The 15151-nt window shown below is 34.2% G+C and carries 20 protein-coding genes; all 20 read right to left on the bottom strand.

All coding sequences use genetic code 11. From position 1 onward, the window contains the following. Positions 1 to 73 precede the first annotated feature (73 nt). The 20 genes from D2K40_RS01020 to fur all read right to left on the bottom strand — a co-directional run bounded on the left by D2K40_RS01020 (position 74) and on the right by fur (position 15064). A complete protein-coding gene (locus D2K40_RS01020; RefSeq protein WP_117152060.1) occupies positions 74 to 607 on the bottom strand; it encodes a spore maturation protein in 534 nt (177 codons plus the stop codon). Further along, complete coding sequence (locus tag D2K40_RS01015) at positions 604 to 1194, bottom strand: nucleoside recognition domain-containing protein (protein ID WP_117152058.1); 591 nt, start codon at positions 1192 to 1194, stop codon at positions 604 to 606. The genes D2K40_RS01020 and D2K40_RS01015 overlap by 4 nt, the downstream gene beginning before the upstream one ends. Continuing rightward, positions 1195 to 2097 (bottom strand): D-alanyl-D-alanine carboxypeptidase family protein, encoded by a 903-nt coding sequence (locus D2K40_RS01010; protein WP_373285532.1) that lies wholly within the window; start codon positions 2095 to 2097, stop codon positions 1195 to 1197. Between the two features lie 94 nt (positions 2098 to 2191). Further along, the gene (locus D2K40_RS01005; RefSeq protein ID WP_117152054.1) at positions 2192 to 3052 is read right to left on the bottom strand and encodes a superoxide dismutase; all 861 of its coding nucleotides are present in this window, start codon (positions 3050 to 3052) and stop codon (positions 2192 to 2194) included. A 77-nt stretch (positions 3053 to 3129) separates the two neighbouring features. Then, positions 3130 to 3735, bottom strand: a complete 606-nt coding sequence (gene scpB / locus D2K40_RS01000) for an SMC-Scp complex subunit ScpB (protein WP_117152052.1) — start codon at positions 3733 to 3735, stop codon at positions 3130 to 3132. Continuing rightward, positions 3732 to 4469, bottom strand: a complete 738-nt coding sequence (locus D2K40_RS00995) for a segregation/condensation protein A (protein ID WP_117152050.1) — start codon at positions 4467 to 4469, stop codon at positions 3732 to 3734. The genes scpB and D2K40_RS00995 overlap by 4 nt, the downstream gene beginning before the upstream one ends. A gap of 140 nt (positions 4470 to 4609) precedes the next feature. After that, positions 4610 to 4966, bottom strand: coding sequence for a GNAT family N-acetyltransferase (locus tag D2K40_RS00990; RefSeq protein WP_117152048.1), 357 nt, complete (start codon positions 4964 to 4966; stop codon positions 4610 to 4612). A gap of 231 nt (positions 4967 to 5197) precedes the next feature. Continuing rightward, positions 5198 to 5635, bottom strand: coding sequence for a peptidylprolyl isomerase (locus tag D2K40_RS00985; RefSeq protein WP_117152046.1), 438 nt, complete (start codon positions 5633 to 5635; stop codon positions 5198 to 5200). Positions 5636 to 5650: 15 nt separating this feature from the next. Continuing rightward, positions 5651 to 6949, bottom strand: a complete 1299-nt coding sequence (gene lysA, locus D2K40_RS00980; protein ID WP_117152044.1) for a diaminopimelate decarboxylase — start codon at positions 6947 to 6949, stop codon at positions 5651 to 5653. 208 nt (positions 6950 to 7157) lie between these two features. After that, positions 7158 to 8597, bottom strand: coding sequence for a spore germination protein (locus D2K40_RS00975; protein WP_117152432.1), 1440 nt, complete (start codon positions 8595 to 8597; stop codon positions 7158 to 7160). Between the two features lie 19 nt (positions 8598 to 8616). Then, positions 8617 to 9189 carry a stage V sporulation protein SpoVABEA gene (spoVAEA, locus tag D2K40_RS00970; RefSeq protein WP_117152042.1) on the bottom strand — a complete coding sequence of 191 codons (573 nt, stop codon included), beginning with the start codon at positions 9187 to 9189 and terminating at the stop codon, positions 8617 to 8619. 43 nt (positions 9190 to 9232) lie between these two features. Then, positions 9233 to 9652 (bottom strand): stage V sporulation protein AB, encoded by a 420-nt coding sequence (locus tag D2K40_RS00965; RefSeq protein WP_117152040.1) that lies wholly within the window; start codon positions 9650 to 9652, stop codon positions 9233 to 9235. Then, positions 9642 to 10256, bottom strand: a complete 615-nt coding sequence (locus D2K40_RS00960) for a stage V sporulation protein AA (RefSeq protein ID WP_117152038.1) — start codon at positions 10254 to 10256, stop codon at positions 9642 to 9644. The genes D2K40_RS00965 and D2K40_RS00960 overlap by 11 nt, the downstream gene beginning before the upstream one ends. Before the next feature lie 130 nt (positions 10257 to 10386). Then, positions 10387 to 11136 (bottom strand): RNA polymerase sporulation sigma factor SigF, encoded by a 750-nt coding sequence (sigF, locus tag D2K40_RS00955; RefSeq protein ID WP_188618772.1) that lies wholly within the window; start codon positions 11134 to 11136, stop codon positions 10387 to 10389. Positions 11137 to 11151: 15 nt separating this feature from the next. After that, positions 11152 to 11592, bottom strand: a complete 441-nt coding sequence (spoIIAB, locus tag D2K40_RS00950; RefSeq protein WP_117152034.1) for an anti-sigma F factor — start codon at positions 11590 to 11592, stop codon at positions 11152 to 11154. After that, positions 11589 to 11942: an anti-sigma F factor antagonist gene (spoIIAA, locus tag D2K40_RS00945; RefSeq protein WP_117152032.1), complete on the bottom strand. Its 354-nt coding sequence runs from the start codon at positions 11940 to 11942 to the stop codon at positions 11589 to 11591. Before spoIIAA ends, spoIIAB begins: the two co-directional genes overlap by 4 nt. A 109-nt stretch (positions 11943 to 12051) precedes the next feature. Continuing rightward, positions 12052 to 13212: a D-alanyl-D-alanine carboxypeptidase family protein gene (locus tag D2K40_RS00940; RefSeq protein ID WP_117152430.1), complete on the bottom strand. Its 1161-nt coding sequence runs from the start codon at positions 13210 to 13212 to the stop codon at positions 12052 to 12054. 122 nt (positions 13213 to 13334) lie between these two features. Beyond that, the gene (xerD, locus tag D2K40_RS00935; RefSeq protein ID WP_117152030.1) at positions 13335 to 14222 is read right to left on the bottom strand and encodes a site-specific tyrosine recombinase XerD; all 888 of its coding nucleotides are present in this window, start codon (positions 14220 to 14222) and stop codon (positions 13335 to 13337) included. Between the two features lie 2 nt (positions 14223 to 14224). Next, positions 14225 to 14443, bottom strand: coding sequence for a YqzK family protein (locus tag D2K40_RS00930; protein WP_117152028.1), 219 nt, complete (start codon positions 14441 to 14443; stop codon positions 14225 to 14227). 162 nt (positions 14444 to 14605) lie between these two features. Continuing rightward, positions 14606 to 15064 (bottom strand): ferric iron uptake transcriptional regulator, encoded by a 459-nt coding sequence (gene fur, locus D2K40_RS00925; RefSeq protein WP_117152026.1) that lies wholly within the window; start codon positions 15062 to 15064, stop codon positions 14606 to 14608. Between the last annotated feature and the right edge of the window lie 87 nt (positions 15065 to 15151).

Here is a 15151-nt window from a genome sequence, read left to right as displayed (position 1 = left end):
ATTATAAACAGTATTACGTTTATTTTGCCAGAAATTTCGAAACAAAACAATAGCGTTAACATTAGTTAACGCTTCATTGTAAAAATACAATAGATACTACTATAATTGATGTTATTATACCAATAATATCTGCTAATAGTCCAACTTTTAATGCATCTCCCATTTTATGAATTCCTACTGCACCGAAGTATACAGTTATTATATAAAAAGTTGTATCTGTACTTCCTTGCATTGTAGAAGCGAGACGGCCAATGAAAGATTCTGGTCCATGAACCTTAATTAACTCTGCCGTTATCGCTAACGCAGCTGTACCAGATATTGGTCTTGTAAAAGCTAATGGTGCAATGTCACTCGGAATCCCCACTGTAGCTAATACTGGTTGTAATAACCCAATAAGTGCATCTAAAGCACCTGAACTTCGAAATATTGCGATTGATACGATCATCCCTAATAAAAAAGGAAGTAAGGAAACTGCCATTTTAACTCCTTCTTTTCCACCCTCCACAAACAATTCATATGTTGGGAGCCGTTTTAATGTAGCAGTGACTAAAACTAGCATTACCATGCAAGGTATAATCCATGTACTAATTATCGTAATTATATTCATTTTTTGTGATTCCGCACCCTTCTCCAATAAAATAACCGATCAATAAGAATTGCGGTTATGGTTGTAATAAAGGTTGCTATTATTGTTGTAGCAACAATTTCTGTAGGAGCTTGTGAGTTATATTGCATTCTAATTGCAATAACGGTTGTTGGCACTAGGGTTAAACTTGAGGTATTAATCACTAAGAATGTTATCATGGAACGGCTTGCAACATCTGAATTTGACAAACTTTTCATTTCTTTCATTGCTTTAATTCCCATTGGGGTAGCAGCATTTCCGAGCCCAAATAGATTAGCAATAAAATTAGAAAGGATATAACCCATTGCAGGGTGGTCTTTGGGTATGTCCGGGAATAACTTTGAGATAAATGGCTTACACACCTTTGATAATCCACTTAAAATATTTGCTTTCTCTGCAACACGCATTAAACCTAGCCAGAAAACTAGCACACTTATTAATCCAATTGATAATGTAACAGCATCTGAGGCGCTCGAGAATATCGCTTTATTCACTTGGTCCATTGTACCGTTTATCATTGCGTAAATGACTCCAGTTATCGCCATTCCTGCCCAGATATAATTGACCATTTAAATAACACCTATCAATTTATTGAAAAAAGTAATAACTGTGCTAATGAGACTATTTTCTTTTTGATTTTGTTTCACTACTTTTTTTTCATTTGCTACTGTTGAGGCATGATCATATTGCTTAAAACCCCAATCAAATAAACGTATATGATCTTGCCAATCATTTGGATCATTTAATGTAACGGCAATAAGCATAACACCTTCTTTTTCCGCAATTGAAACAAGGGTTCTTCCTGCAGCTTTTGTGTATCCGGTTTTCCCTCCAATTGTATAAGGATAATAACTAGTTAAAAGCTTGTTTTTATTTCCCCATGCATAAGTGCGTTGTTCTGAATGATAAGACTTTGCACCAGTAATGGCAACAAATTCATCATTATTCATTGCATGTCTAGTCAATGTCGCCATATCATATGCAGTGGAATAGTGAGTATCTGAATCTAGCCCATGTGGGTTGTCAAAATGTGAATCAGTCATTCCTAACCAAGCTGCTTTTTCATTCATTAGAAAAGCAAAACCTTCTACACTTCCTCCAACAAATTCTGCAATTGCTGTGGCTGCATCATTACCTGATCGCAACATTAATCCATATACAAGATCTTTTAATTTAATCTTTTCTCCTTCTTGTAAATAAATTGATGATCCTTCTGTGTATGAGGCTTGGTGACTAATTGTCACTGTCTCCTCCATTTTACCTGATTCAATTGCTAGTATTGCTGTCATTATTTTAGTAATACTAGCAATTAATTGTGGATCATTCGCAGATTTGGCATATAAAACTTCTCCATTGGATTGATTCAATAAAACTGCGTTTCTAGCTGCTACTAGAGGTTTTGCCTCGATTGTTTGTGGAAAAATAGCCATTAGACATAAGGAAACGATTAAAAATACTAGCGTTGGTTTCATGTTCTGCATCCTCTCTACATACTTCTATAACATTCTATGCAAAAAGGACGGGCATATGATTGAAACAGTAACCGATATATTTTGTTTTAATTATTTAAAATAGAGACCATTTTACTTGTTTAGCGGTTTGAAATCTATTATTAACATCCTCCCAGTTTATTACATTCCACCACTGTTTTATATATTCTTTTCGGTCATTATTATATTGTAAATAATAAGCATGTTCCCACACATCAAGTACAAGTAATGGAATTGTATCACCAAGAGAGAAATCTTGATGCTTTTCTAGCGTTTGTATGGCCAGACGACCTGCACGGGGAGACCATACTAACATGGTCCAACCAACACCTTCTACAGATTCTGCTCCCTTTCTGAAAATCTCTTTAAAAGCTGAAAATGAACCAAAATCATTAGTTATCTGCTTTGCGATATCCGTTTTTTTAGGAGGTTCTCCACCTCCATTTGGCTTCATATTAAACCAAAAGATTGTGTGTAAATAGTGACCAGATCCATGAAACGCCTGTTCTCTAAACCAATGCTTCCAAAGTGGTGTATTAGGTTTGGATTGATATAAATTAACTTCTGCTTTATTTAAACCATTTACATATGATTGATGATGGCTATCATGATGTAAACGCATAATTTGTTCTGAAATATAAGGTTCCAATGCATTATAAGCATAAGGCAATGGTGGCAACTGATGTTGTCCAACTGCTACACTTTCATTACTTGTATTTTGCTCTAGTCGTGTGTGGAAAATTTCTCCCTTTTGCTCTAATTGTTGTACTTCTTCATGAGAAGGATTCTCTTTGTACATCATATCTTTAATTTCTTCCTTCCAATTTTCCCAATCTTCTGTTTCCCCGATCGTTCTATCTGCTGTCTCAAAACTGGTTTCTACTGCATTTGTCCATTCTAATAGTTCACGCAAATAGGCGTGTAGTTTTTCATCCATATAATCACCTCAGCTATAGACTATGGATTCTTTTTCATTTTGTGCAAAAAAAACAGCAGAACTAGTATGTACTAGTACTACTGTTTTTGATCATCATTTACTTGGTTTAATTCCGTATCAAAATTCCTAAAAAATAAATCAGCTTCCTCACTAACATCAACCTCGTTAATATCTTCTGTTAAGGGTGGGAGCTCATCAATTGATTTCAAGCCAAAATATGTTAAAAAATCGACTGACGTGCCAAACATAGTCGGACGTCCGACACCATCTTTTCTGCCGACCTCTTCAATTAATGCCCGAGATAAAAGCGTTTGGACTGGTCTATCACTTTTCACTCCACGAATTTCTTCAATTTCCATTCTTGTAACAGGTTGATTGTATGCTATAATGGCGAGTGTTTCGAGAGCTGCTTGAGATAGCTTTGAAATATGTGGCGACTCCATTAATTTCCGATAATAAACAGTATGTTCTGGTTTAGTGGCTAAATGAAACCCATTTTTTGATTCTACCAGCATAATCCCTCTGTCCATGTGTTCATAATCATATTTTAATTCGTCAATTAGATGTTCAACCATTTCTGTATCAATCTCTAATACTGATCTTATTTGCTTTTTATTTAATCCTTCGTCTCCAGCAGCAAACAAAAGTCCTTCTAAAATAGATTTATACTTATTTGTATTCACGTATTGTCCTCCATGTTATAAATAATCAATGTATCCAAATGATGCTCTTGTGTACAGTAAACTTGATTATTTTTCATCAATTCTAATATAGCTATAAATGTTACAACAATATATGACCGTGATGGATAGTCAAATAATTCATCAAATGAGATACCATATTTGTTATGCCGTAATTGTGTTAAAACATCTTCCATTCGTTGTTTAACTGGTATTTCAGTTCGTTGAACAGTTGTCTCTAAAGGTCGGCTCCATTTCTTTCGTTCAAAAACTTTTTGCATTGCAGAAAGCATATCATAGATGGAAACTTCTCCTTTAGTTACAGGTTTATCTGTTTTATCAAACGAAAATGCTTGTGCAGCTCTAGTGAAGCTATAGCTTGCATCTGATTCTTTCTCTTGCAACTGTTGAGCGGCTTCTTTATATTTCCGGTATTCTATTAAACGTCTCATTAACTCTTCACGTGGGTCTTCTTCATACTCCTCTTCTATATCTAATTCTTGATTTGGTAATAGAAGAGAGCTTTTTATCGCCAATAGTGTTGCGGCCATAACTAAGTATTCACTAGCAACATTTAATTCTAATTGTTGCATTGTATGTATGTAATGCATGTATTGCTCTGTTATTTCTGATACCGGAATATCATATATATCAATTTCATATTGATTAATTAAATGTAAAAGTAAATCTAAAGGTCCTTCAAAAGCGTCTAATTTAACTTGATAGGTTTCATACATAAAACGTTCCCCTTTTAGTGCGCATTCAAAATTTACCAATTGTAACAATGTAAATTAGTGACTTCTTGAACAAACGCATATAAACTACATTGTTACCTAATAGCAAACAAGAAACCAATCTTAAAAGATCTGGTTTCTTATCAGCATTCATCTTCACATTTAGTTAAAAAGTCTTCTGTTAGATCATTAGCACAAACTTGATATTTATCACCATACAATTCTTTGATTCCTTGCACCATTCTTTTCCCAATCCCTGCATCACGATAGGATGGATTAACTGTTATATGTTGAATAGTGACTTTTTCTGATTCATTATCTAAATATATGCCCACAGCTCCAAGAATATCTTCTTCTTTCCATAGATATAAAAGCCAATTCTGATTACTTTCGTAGTCTTTTATCGTTTGCTGTAATTTCTTCACATCTTTTTCTTCAGGCATAAACGAAAGAAGCCCCATTGCAATCTTTTCTAATGATTTTTTATAACGAATTAACATAATTACACCTCATTACATAAGAACAGCTTATTTAGTATAACGAAATTATTACCGTTATCGTTCCCTAAAGTTCTTAGTACTTTTAAATTATAAATTAATAACTTTTTACAATGAATAATTAACGAAAAAATATGATTCTACATATTGAATCATACTACTTTTTGAGGAGAATGTCATGTTTAGTTCGTAAAAAATTATTAAATTAAACAGAAAAAAAGCAAGTCCAAAGACTTACTCTTGTTCTGTAACTGTAACTTTCTCCATTACGTCACCTTGTTTAATACGCAACACAACGTCCATGCCCTCAATAACTTGTCCAAATACTGTATGGACACCATCTAAATGTGGTTGAGGCTCATGAACTAAAAAGAATTGACTTCCTCCTGTATCTTTTCCAGCATGTGCCATCGAAAGTGATCCAGCTACATGTTTGTGCGGATTACCTTCTGTCTCACATTTAATTGAATAGCCTGGTCCACCAGCACCTGTTCCAGTTGGATCGCCACCTTGTGCAACAAAACCTGGGATAACGCGGTGGAAGGCTACACCATTGTAAAAATCACTATTTGCTAATTTCTCAAAATTTGCTACTGTATTTGGTGCAGCATCCTCAAACATTTCGATCTTAATCATTTCACCATTTTCAAACTCAATTGTTGCTAATTTCATTTTTATTCCTCCTATTTATTCGTAAGATAAATCATTTTTTACTACATCTTGATATGTCTCGCGTTGTATAACGATTTTATCCTGCATGTCTTCTACAAAAACAACAGCAGCCTTTGGAAACCTATTATAATGGCTTGACATTGAGTATCCATATGCTCCTGTACTGAATACAGCCAATATATCACCTGGCTCAACGCTTGGCAATGGGACATCCCAGATTAACATATCACCTGATTCACAACACTTTCCAGCAATTGAAGCTGTTGTTGATGGAGGCATATTTACTTTATTAGCTACTACAGCCTCATATTTTGCTTGATAAAGTGCTGGACGAATATTATCAGTCATCCCACCATCCACAGCAATGTAGTCACGAACACCTGGAATTGCTTTTTTAGAACCAATTGTATAAAGGGTTACAGCTGTGTTACCAACAATCGCTCGACCTGGCTCTATCCAAATTTCTGGGAAGTCCATTTCAAGTTGATCCACCTGCAGTTTGATTTCCGTCACAAGCGCTTCTACATATCCATCTAATGCAAGTGGTTGATCTTCATCAGTGTACCGTATGCCAAATCCGCCACCTAAATTTAAAACTTGAGGAACATAATGGTAAGTTTTTTTCCAACCTGCTAAAGCATCAAATAGTCTTCTAACAGCCATTATAAAACCATCTGTTTCAAATATTTGTGATCCTATATGACAGTGTAGCCCTTTAACATGAATTGTGTCAATTTCCTGCAATCGTTGAAATGCCTCTTCAGCTTGACCATTAGCTAAATCAAAACCAAACTTAGAATCTTCATTCCCTGTTAGGATATAATCATGTGTATGTGCTTCAATACCTGGTGTGACCCGCAAGAGCACATCCATTTCTGTCTGATAGTTTGCTAGGATATCTTTTAGTAACTCAATCTCATGAAAATTATCAATAACAACACACCCAATATTATACTTAACAGCCATCTCTAATTCTGCCACATTTTTGTTGTTTCCATGCAGATGAATTTTTTCAACCGGAAAATCAGCTTGTAAAGCTGTATATAATTCTCCTTGTGAGACGACATCTAAACTTAGCTTCTCTTGCTTTGCTACTTGAAGCATCGCAATGGAAGAAAACGCCTTACTTGCATATGCTACCTGTGCCTTTACTCCATAATGCTCAAATGTATCAACAAAAGCACGTGCATTTTCTCTAATTTTATTTACATCATACACAAAAAGAGGTGTACCATACTTTTTTGCTAAATATGTTGTATCCAGTCCTCCAATTGTTAAATGACCTTGATCGTTTGTATTCATGAGCTCATGCATCCAACACACCTCCACAAAAACCGAGAAAAAATGTATGCTTTTCATGTCACTTATCTAATAATACAAGAAAAAATCCCTTGCCACGGTATAAGGTGAGCTGAAGCAACCCAAACATATACTGGAAGGGATTTATACAGATTCCCGACGCTTTTTTTCTTTTTAATATCGTTAATTTACCATAAGTCTAATTAGTATTCAACTTTTTATACTAAGATTGTTTATAATTGTTTTTTGGATGAACAATACTCGGACGTTGTTTCGACATAGGAACACTAAATCGAAATAATATTTGCAATAAGGCTTTACCATTAAATGGTAGGAATGGCCATAGGTATGGTGTGTTTAATGATTTTGTTCGAGCTAAGAGAATGATATACAATGAGAAACTAATCAATAGTCCTTTCACGCCAAAAATAGCTGCTGCAATTAATAAAAAGACTCGACTTATTTTATTCGCCACACTTAATTCATAACTTGGTGTAGCAAATGATCCAATTGCACTTATTGCTACATATAGAATAACTTCTGCACTAAATAGTCCTACATCTATAGCAATTTGACCAATTAAAACCGCCGCAATTAGACCCATTGCAGTTGAGAGAGGAGTAGGAGTATGAATTGCTGCCATCCGCAAGAATTCAATACCAACATCAGCCAGAATCAATTGTACGATAAGTGGTATATTTCCTACCTCGTTTGGCCCTATAAATTGTAGTGCTTCCGGAAGCAAACGTGGTTCAACTGCAAGAATAAACCAGAATGGGAGTAAAAAAATAGAGGCTAAGATTCCAACGAAACGAATCCAGCGTATAAACGTCCCGACGGTTGGTGACTGCCGATATTCTTCAGCATGTTGAACATGATGAAAAAAAGTTGTAGGCGTAATAATCATACTCGGTGAAGTATCAACCATTATTAACACGTGACCCTCAAATAAATGGACAGCGGCAACATCTGGTCGTTCCGTATACCGTACTAAAGGAAAAGGATTAACCCCTTGTTTAACCAGATATTCTTCTATCGTTTTATCAGCCATGGCCAAACCATCAATGTCAATTTTTTTCAATTCTTTTTTGATTGTTTTAATTAATCCATCATCAGCAATATCTTGTATATATGAAATACAAATATCTGTTTTAGATCGTTGTCCTACTTGAATAATTTCATTCCGTAAACGTTCATCACGCACTCTTCTTCTGGTTAAACCTGTATTCTCAATAATATTTTCTGTATAACCATCACGAGCACCTCTAACTACTTTTTCTGTATCTGGTTCTTTAGGGCTTCTTCCTGGATAACTTCTAACATCAACAACATAAGCAAGCTCTTGTCCATCAATAAAGATCACAATTAGCCCCGACAACAATTGGGTAATTGCATCGTTAAACTTGTCAACCTTTTCTACTTGTTGATGGACTAATCGGTTTTTAATGATAGCTGGAAGTTCAGTTTTATTAGATTCTTCATCGTTAATTGCAGTAAGCTTTTTTAGTAATTCTACAATAATAGCAGTATCACATAAACCAGTTAAATAATATAACTGTACTTTTTGCTTTAATAAGATGATCTCTCGAAAACCAACATCAAAAGAAGTACCAACGCCGACCTTTTTTTCCATATAAGTTTGAACATCATTTATGTCAGTCATTATTGGTTTATTTTCTGGTTTATTTTTCACCTCTAATTCCCTCTCTTTCTAAAATTAATTCAATTGCTTTTCGTGTAATAGGAGAGCCTTTTGAAATGTCGTCATGACCATTCATTTTGCCAATGTCTCCAATTGCAATTACAACAGGGAGATCAAGCTGATCTAATAAATAGACAGTATCTCCATTAATACGACCAATTTCAGGAATTGCAATCCCCTCTTTGTCTACTCCATTACCGATTACGTTTCCTTCTTGATCAATTGAAAATGAAACGCGAGACCATTCTAAATTTTTGGTGTGTGCAGCTACAGCAACAGCTCCAATGATTGTAATACCTGGATCGCTTTCTAAAGCTAGTAGAACTTCTTCACCTAATCCTATACCAGAGACACCAGCATCATCTATTAAGACATATACTGGATTTTCATTGGCTTGTTGGATAGCTTTTATCACATCACTTGCAGATGAAGTAGTTGGATTGTCAGCAAATTGAACAAGAGCCGTTCCACCAATTAATTTTGCTAAGTAATCAATTGTATTTCGTGCATATTCATCTCCATCTGTAATAACAATTACTTGTTTCGTAGTCATAGAAACTTCATCTCAATCATCCCTTGTATTTAATATGTTTCACCTATTTTGGAATTAATATTATCCATTGAAATAATGACCCAAGTATTTTTCCGAACACAATTGCCATCATTAACCAGATGATTTGATGATCAACTCTAATTCTCTTTGCTAAAATGGGAAATACATTCAGCACTTCCGTTAAAGCCGCTGCCAACATTCCTATAAAAACACCATGGAATAAGCCCCAAACTACAACAATTATCGTGATTAATTGAAAAGAATAAGAACTGAATGATAGATACGTCCCAAATAACACACCAACAATAACAGCTATCTCATAAACTTGAAGGTAGGAATCCGTTTTAGTTAATTGTACTAATCGTGGAATAATACCCAATACTGTAAGAAATGCTACAAAGCCTGTACCAACAAATAAACCCGACGCAAACCCGATAAAGCTATCAATAAGATTATTTATCATCTGGGTTATTCAAATTATTTTCATAATGATTAACATATTGATCAATATTTTGTTGGTATTTAAACATTTCTATTTCCAAAGGGCTAGGTTCTTCATTAAACTTTTTCTTAAAAAGATGATTAAAAAATAAAATCATCCCTAAACCGAGTCCAATGGAATATGGGATTTGCATCCATAGTGGTCGTTTTTGCTCTTCTCCAGTAAATAAATAATGTAAACGTTGCTGCACTGCCTGCATACTAACATCAAAATGAAAATTCATAATTGTCATAGCAGAACCAACAAATAGCAATATCCAAATGACTAATACAAATGGAATTTTAGCTTTTTTGTTCTTTTTAATGATATGTATAAGTGTTTGGTTTGGGCCTAAAAGTTGAAAATTAACGTGTGGTAAAAGTTGTTGCAATTTTTGAATTACTGAAAATGCCTCAATCACAAAAATTTGCTGATCTTGTTTAGACGGTTTGTGTATTGTGATTGACTTCAGATTGGACACAAGAGAAGGTTCTCCGGATATGTAGGAAATATCTTCTAGCTTTATATTTACTTCTGATTCAATATTAATGTTTTTTTTCATACGTAAATATACAATTGTATCCATAACGCACCCTCCTAAAAGCTTCGGATTTAGTATGGAACAAAAACGTATAATTCATGCATTTGATTTAGTTTGCACATAAAAAAAGCGCCCTATTAAGGCGCTTTTTTTATCAACTCTGAATCTATAGGCTTTAAATGCCGATTTGATCTTTTAACCATTCTAATATCTTTTTTTCTAAACGTGATACTTGGACTTGGGAAATACCTAGCCTTTCAGCCACTTCTGATTGTGTTCGATCTTGATAATAGCGTAAATAAACAATTAAACGCTCTCGTTCATCAAGTTCACAAATTACTTCTTGTAATGCAATTTTATCAAACCACTTTGTATCTTGATCGGACATCTGATCAAGCAAGGTAATAGGGTCTCCATCATTTTCATAAACTGTTTCATGAATAGAATGCGGTATTCTTGCAGCCTCTTGTGCATGCACAACATCTTCTGTTGATATATCTAGCGCATCTGCAATTTCAGAAATTGTTGGTGATCTCCCAAAAGATTTGGTTAATTCATCTTTTTTTCGTCTTATTTTGTTTCCGGTTTCCTTTAATGAACGACTCACTTTTACACTACCATCATCTCTAATAAAGCGTTGTATTTCACCAATAATCATAGGAACTGCATAAGTTGAAAATTTAACATCATATGATAGATCAAATTTATCAATTGATTTTAACAGGCCAATACAACCTATTTGAAACAAATCATCGGGATCATATCCACGGTTCATAAACCTTTGAACTACAGACCATACCAATCGTACATTTCGTTCAACTAATATATCTTTAGCGTATTGGTCTCCTGCTTGGCTTTGACGAAGATATTTTTTTACCTCTTCATCACGCAACTGTTTAACATTTTGAGTTTTATTTAATTCCATTTCTATGTCATCCCCTTAATTACATAAGGTGCGACTTTTATTGAAATGCTTGACCAATTTGATTTTGGTTCCTTGACCAAGTCTTGATTCCACTTCAACTTTATCCATAAAGTTTTCCATGATAGTAAAACCCATACCAGAACGTTCCAATTCTGGTTTAGAAGTGAATAATGGCTGAGTAGCTTCATCTATATTCTCTATTCCTATACCTGTATCTTCGATTATTAACTCTACTTTGTTATTATCAATTGAGCATTCCATGTAAATCATTTCATTAGATTCATTTGAATAGCCGTGTATAATTGCGTTTGTTACAGCTTCAGAAACAACGGTTTTTAATTCAGTCAATTCATCCATTGTCGGATCAATTTGAGATACAAACGAAGCTATAGTTACACGTGCAAATGATTCATTGGCACTAATGCTGGAAAACGAGAGACGCATCGTATTGTTCATGATGCCACCCCTAAGCTCTGCAATGCAAATGCCTCATTCTCTTCAAAACGAATTATTTTAAATAAACCGGATAGCTCAAATAGACGCTTAACCGCTGGTGAAATAGAACACACTACCATTTCTCCACCTAATTGTTTTACTTCTTTATATCTCCCCAAAATAACACCTAAACCAGAACTATCCATGAATGTTAATTGTTCTAAATTTAGAATGACATGCTTAACTTGTTTTTCATTAATTTTAGTTTTCCATTCATTCTTAAACATTTCTGCTTCATGGTGATCTAGCTCACCAGACATTCTAACTAATAAAACTTTTTCTTTTGTATTCCAATCTACTAGCAAGCTCACTATTTCTCCTCCTCTTTTTCCTTTGTCCCTAACACTTTTCGTTTAAATGATCATAAATTCCTGCAACCTGACAAAACAAGTCATTCTTCGCGATAACTTTTAAAAATTCTTATTTTTTCACCAATTCTTTCAACGAATGCTTAAATAGCTTCCAAATTCCGGCTTGTTTTAATGGTTCATCAATAAGTAACGCTGTTTCAGATAGTATTTCTCCATCTTTTCTAACTTCCAATAATCCAACTTTACTTCCTTTATCTAATGGTAATTGCAGATCTTGATTAATTTTTATACTTGTTTCAATACCAGATTTTTTTTGTCCTTTTTTAAGTAATATCGAAACTGTATCTTCAGTTACTACATCTACTTGGTCTTTATCTGCTTTAATCATAGAAATCTTTGTAACAGGTTGATTTCGTTCATAAAGCAAGTCTGTTTCATATTGGGAAAAAGCATAATCTAACATCTGCGTTACTGCTTGATTTCTTTTCTTTGGTGATTCTGCTCCCATTGCAACAGCAATAACACGCATATTATCTTTTTTCGCAGTAGCTGCTAGACAATATTTTGCTTCAGATGTATAACCTGTTTTCAATCCATCTACACCATCGTAAAATTTGACTAACTTGTTCGTGTTTACTAACCAAAACTCATCTTCTGTCCCTTTTCGTAGATAATCTTCATATAAACTTGTATATTTTGTAATTTCCTCATGCTTTAATAAATCCTTTGCAATTATCGCCATATCGTACCCCGTTGAAAAGTGTTCTGGCGCTGGTAAGCCTGTTGGATTTTGAAACCTCGTATTCTCAAGCCCTAAATCTTTTGCTTTTTTATTCATCATTGTAACAAACGCAGCTTCACTACCTGCAATGCGCTCTGCTAAAGCAACACTTGCATCATTTCCAGAAGCTATTGCTACACCTTTTAGTAGATCTTCTACACTCATTTCTTCCCCTGCTTCGAGGAAAATTTGGGATCCTCCCATAGATGCTGCATGTTCACTGACTCTAACTGTTTCATCTAGCGTTATTTTTTGATCATCTATGGCCTCCATTATTAAAATGAGGGTCATCATTTTGGTCATACTGGCTGGTGGTAGTTGTTCATGTGCATTTTTTTCATATAAAATTTCTCCAGTATCTCGTTCAATCAAAATAGCTGAACTTGCTGCTTCAGCTAACGCTAAATCATTTGATGCTTCCTCTGCCGCTACCGGTTGTAATTGAAATAGTAGTAGTAAAACCGTAAAAAGTATAACTGTTTTTCTCATCATGTTTAACCCTCCAAATACGTAATGTTCATATTTTTTCCATAAAACATTATTTTTATAACAAAAAAACACTCAATTTTAAATTTGAGTGCTTTCTGTCTTTTAGAATTATTTTAAAACATTTATGCTCTTGGATGATGACTAGTATAAATATCCTTTAACCTTGCTTTTGTTACATGTGTGTAAATTTGTGTTGTTGAAATATCAACATGACCAAGCATTTCCTGAACAGCCCTTAAGTCAGCACCATTTTCAAGCAAATGAGTCGCAAACGAATGACGTAATGTATGTGGTGTTATATCTTTTTTTATTTGTGCATCACGGGCAATTCCTTTTAAAATCTTCCAAAATCCTTGTCTTGATAATTTATTGCCATGATGATTTACAAATAATTGTTCAACATTTTTATTTTTTATTAAACTATCTCTACTATTTGATAGATACACTTCTATTGCCTCTTTTGCAATATCTCCTAACGGAACAATTCGTTCTTTGCCGCCTTTTCCTAGACAACGAACAAACCCCATCATTAAATGTAAGTCACTAACTTTAAGTTGAATCAGTTCTGATACCCTTAGACCAGTTGCGTACAGTGTTTCTAACATCGCCTTATTTCGGGTTTTAAGTGGATCGGTTGTAGGCATGTTCAACAGCTTATCCACTTCTTCTGCGGATAGAATCTTAGGTAATTTACGGTCTTTCTTTGGTGTTTCAATATGTAAACTTGCATCATTTGATAACTGGTTTTCCTGAATCATAAATTGATGAAAAAGACGAATAGATGACAAGCCACGCGCAATGGTTGCTTGTGAACGATCATGGTCATTTAAGTTATAAAGATAATTTGTAATATGGCTTCGTTCAACCTGGCTCCAATCTCTTATCTCGTACGTAGATACTAAAAAAGCGTGGTATTGCTTGATATCTCTTCGATAAGATTGAAGTGTATTCTCAGATAGGCCTCTTTCTATCTGAAGATAATGATAAAAATCCTGTATTGTATCTTGCATTTCTATTCTCCTAGTCGAAAAAAGATCGATAACCTATCAATTAATGGCTGTTGATCTTGTTGAATTACTTTAATTGCTTTTCCTTCTGGTGGGTCATACCTATGGTAGTCCTGGTATTCATCATGCATCGCTTGTAAACCAAAATAGAATAATGAAGTGCAAACTACAAAAAGTACTAAGAGTTTAATGGTATCTTTTATATAATTCACTAGTAGTTTCATTGGCATATCTCCTTACTAATTTCAGTTTCACACAATAAAACGTGCTCCCTACAAGATATGCCAAAAAGAAGTTATTATATACACTTTTTCAGTTTAAATATAAAAATTATAGCTGAAAAAGTAAATAAAATAAAAAACCTTTCAACGTTAAAAGGCTGTTTATTAAGAAGATACTTTTAATTCTTGGTCCTGACACTTTTTACATACTCCATGAAATGTTAATCTATGGTCTTTTACTTTAAAATTCCAATCAGTTTCAACGATTTTCTCAACGTCCTCTAGTAAGTCATCAGTAATCTCTTCAACTGCACCACATTCAGTACAGACTAGATGATGATGGAAATGAGCTGCACCTTCTTTACGTAAATCATATCTAGATACACCATCACCAAAATTTATTTTATCTACAATTTTAAGTTCAGATAGCAATTCTAACGTACGGTATACTGTTGCAAGTCCAATCTCAGGAGCTTTTTCTTTAACTAATAGATATACATCTTCTGCACTTAAATGATCTTCTTCCCGCTCTAGTAACACACGTACAGTAGCTTCACGTTGTGGTGTAAGTTTATAACTTTGAGCATGTAAATGTTTCTTTATCCGATCAATTCGATGTTCCATATCTGAAACCTCCCTTACATTCTCAATTATAAGCAGACATACAAATCGTGTCAATTAAAATTATTATAAATTATTAATGATAATCAT

Source organism: Paraliobacillus quinghaiensis (assembly GCF_003426025.1).
GTDB lineage: Bacteria > Bacillota > Bacilli > Bacillales > Amphibacillaceae > Paraliobacillus_A > Paraliobacillus_A quinghaiensis.
This window is presented reverse-complemented; position numbering and strand designations above follow the sequence as displayed.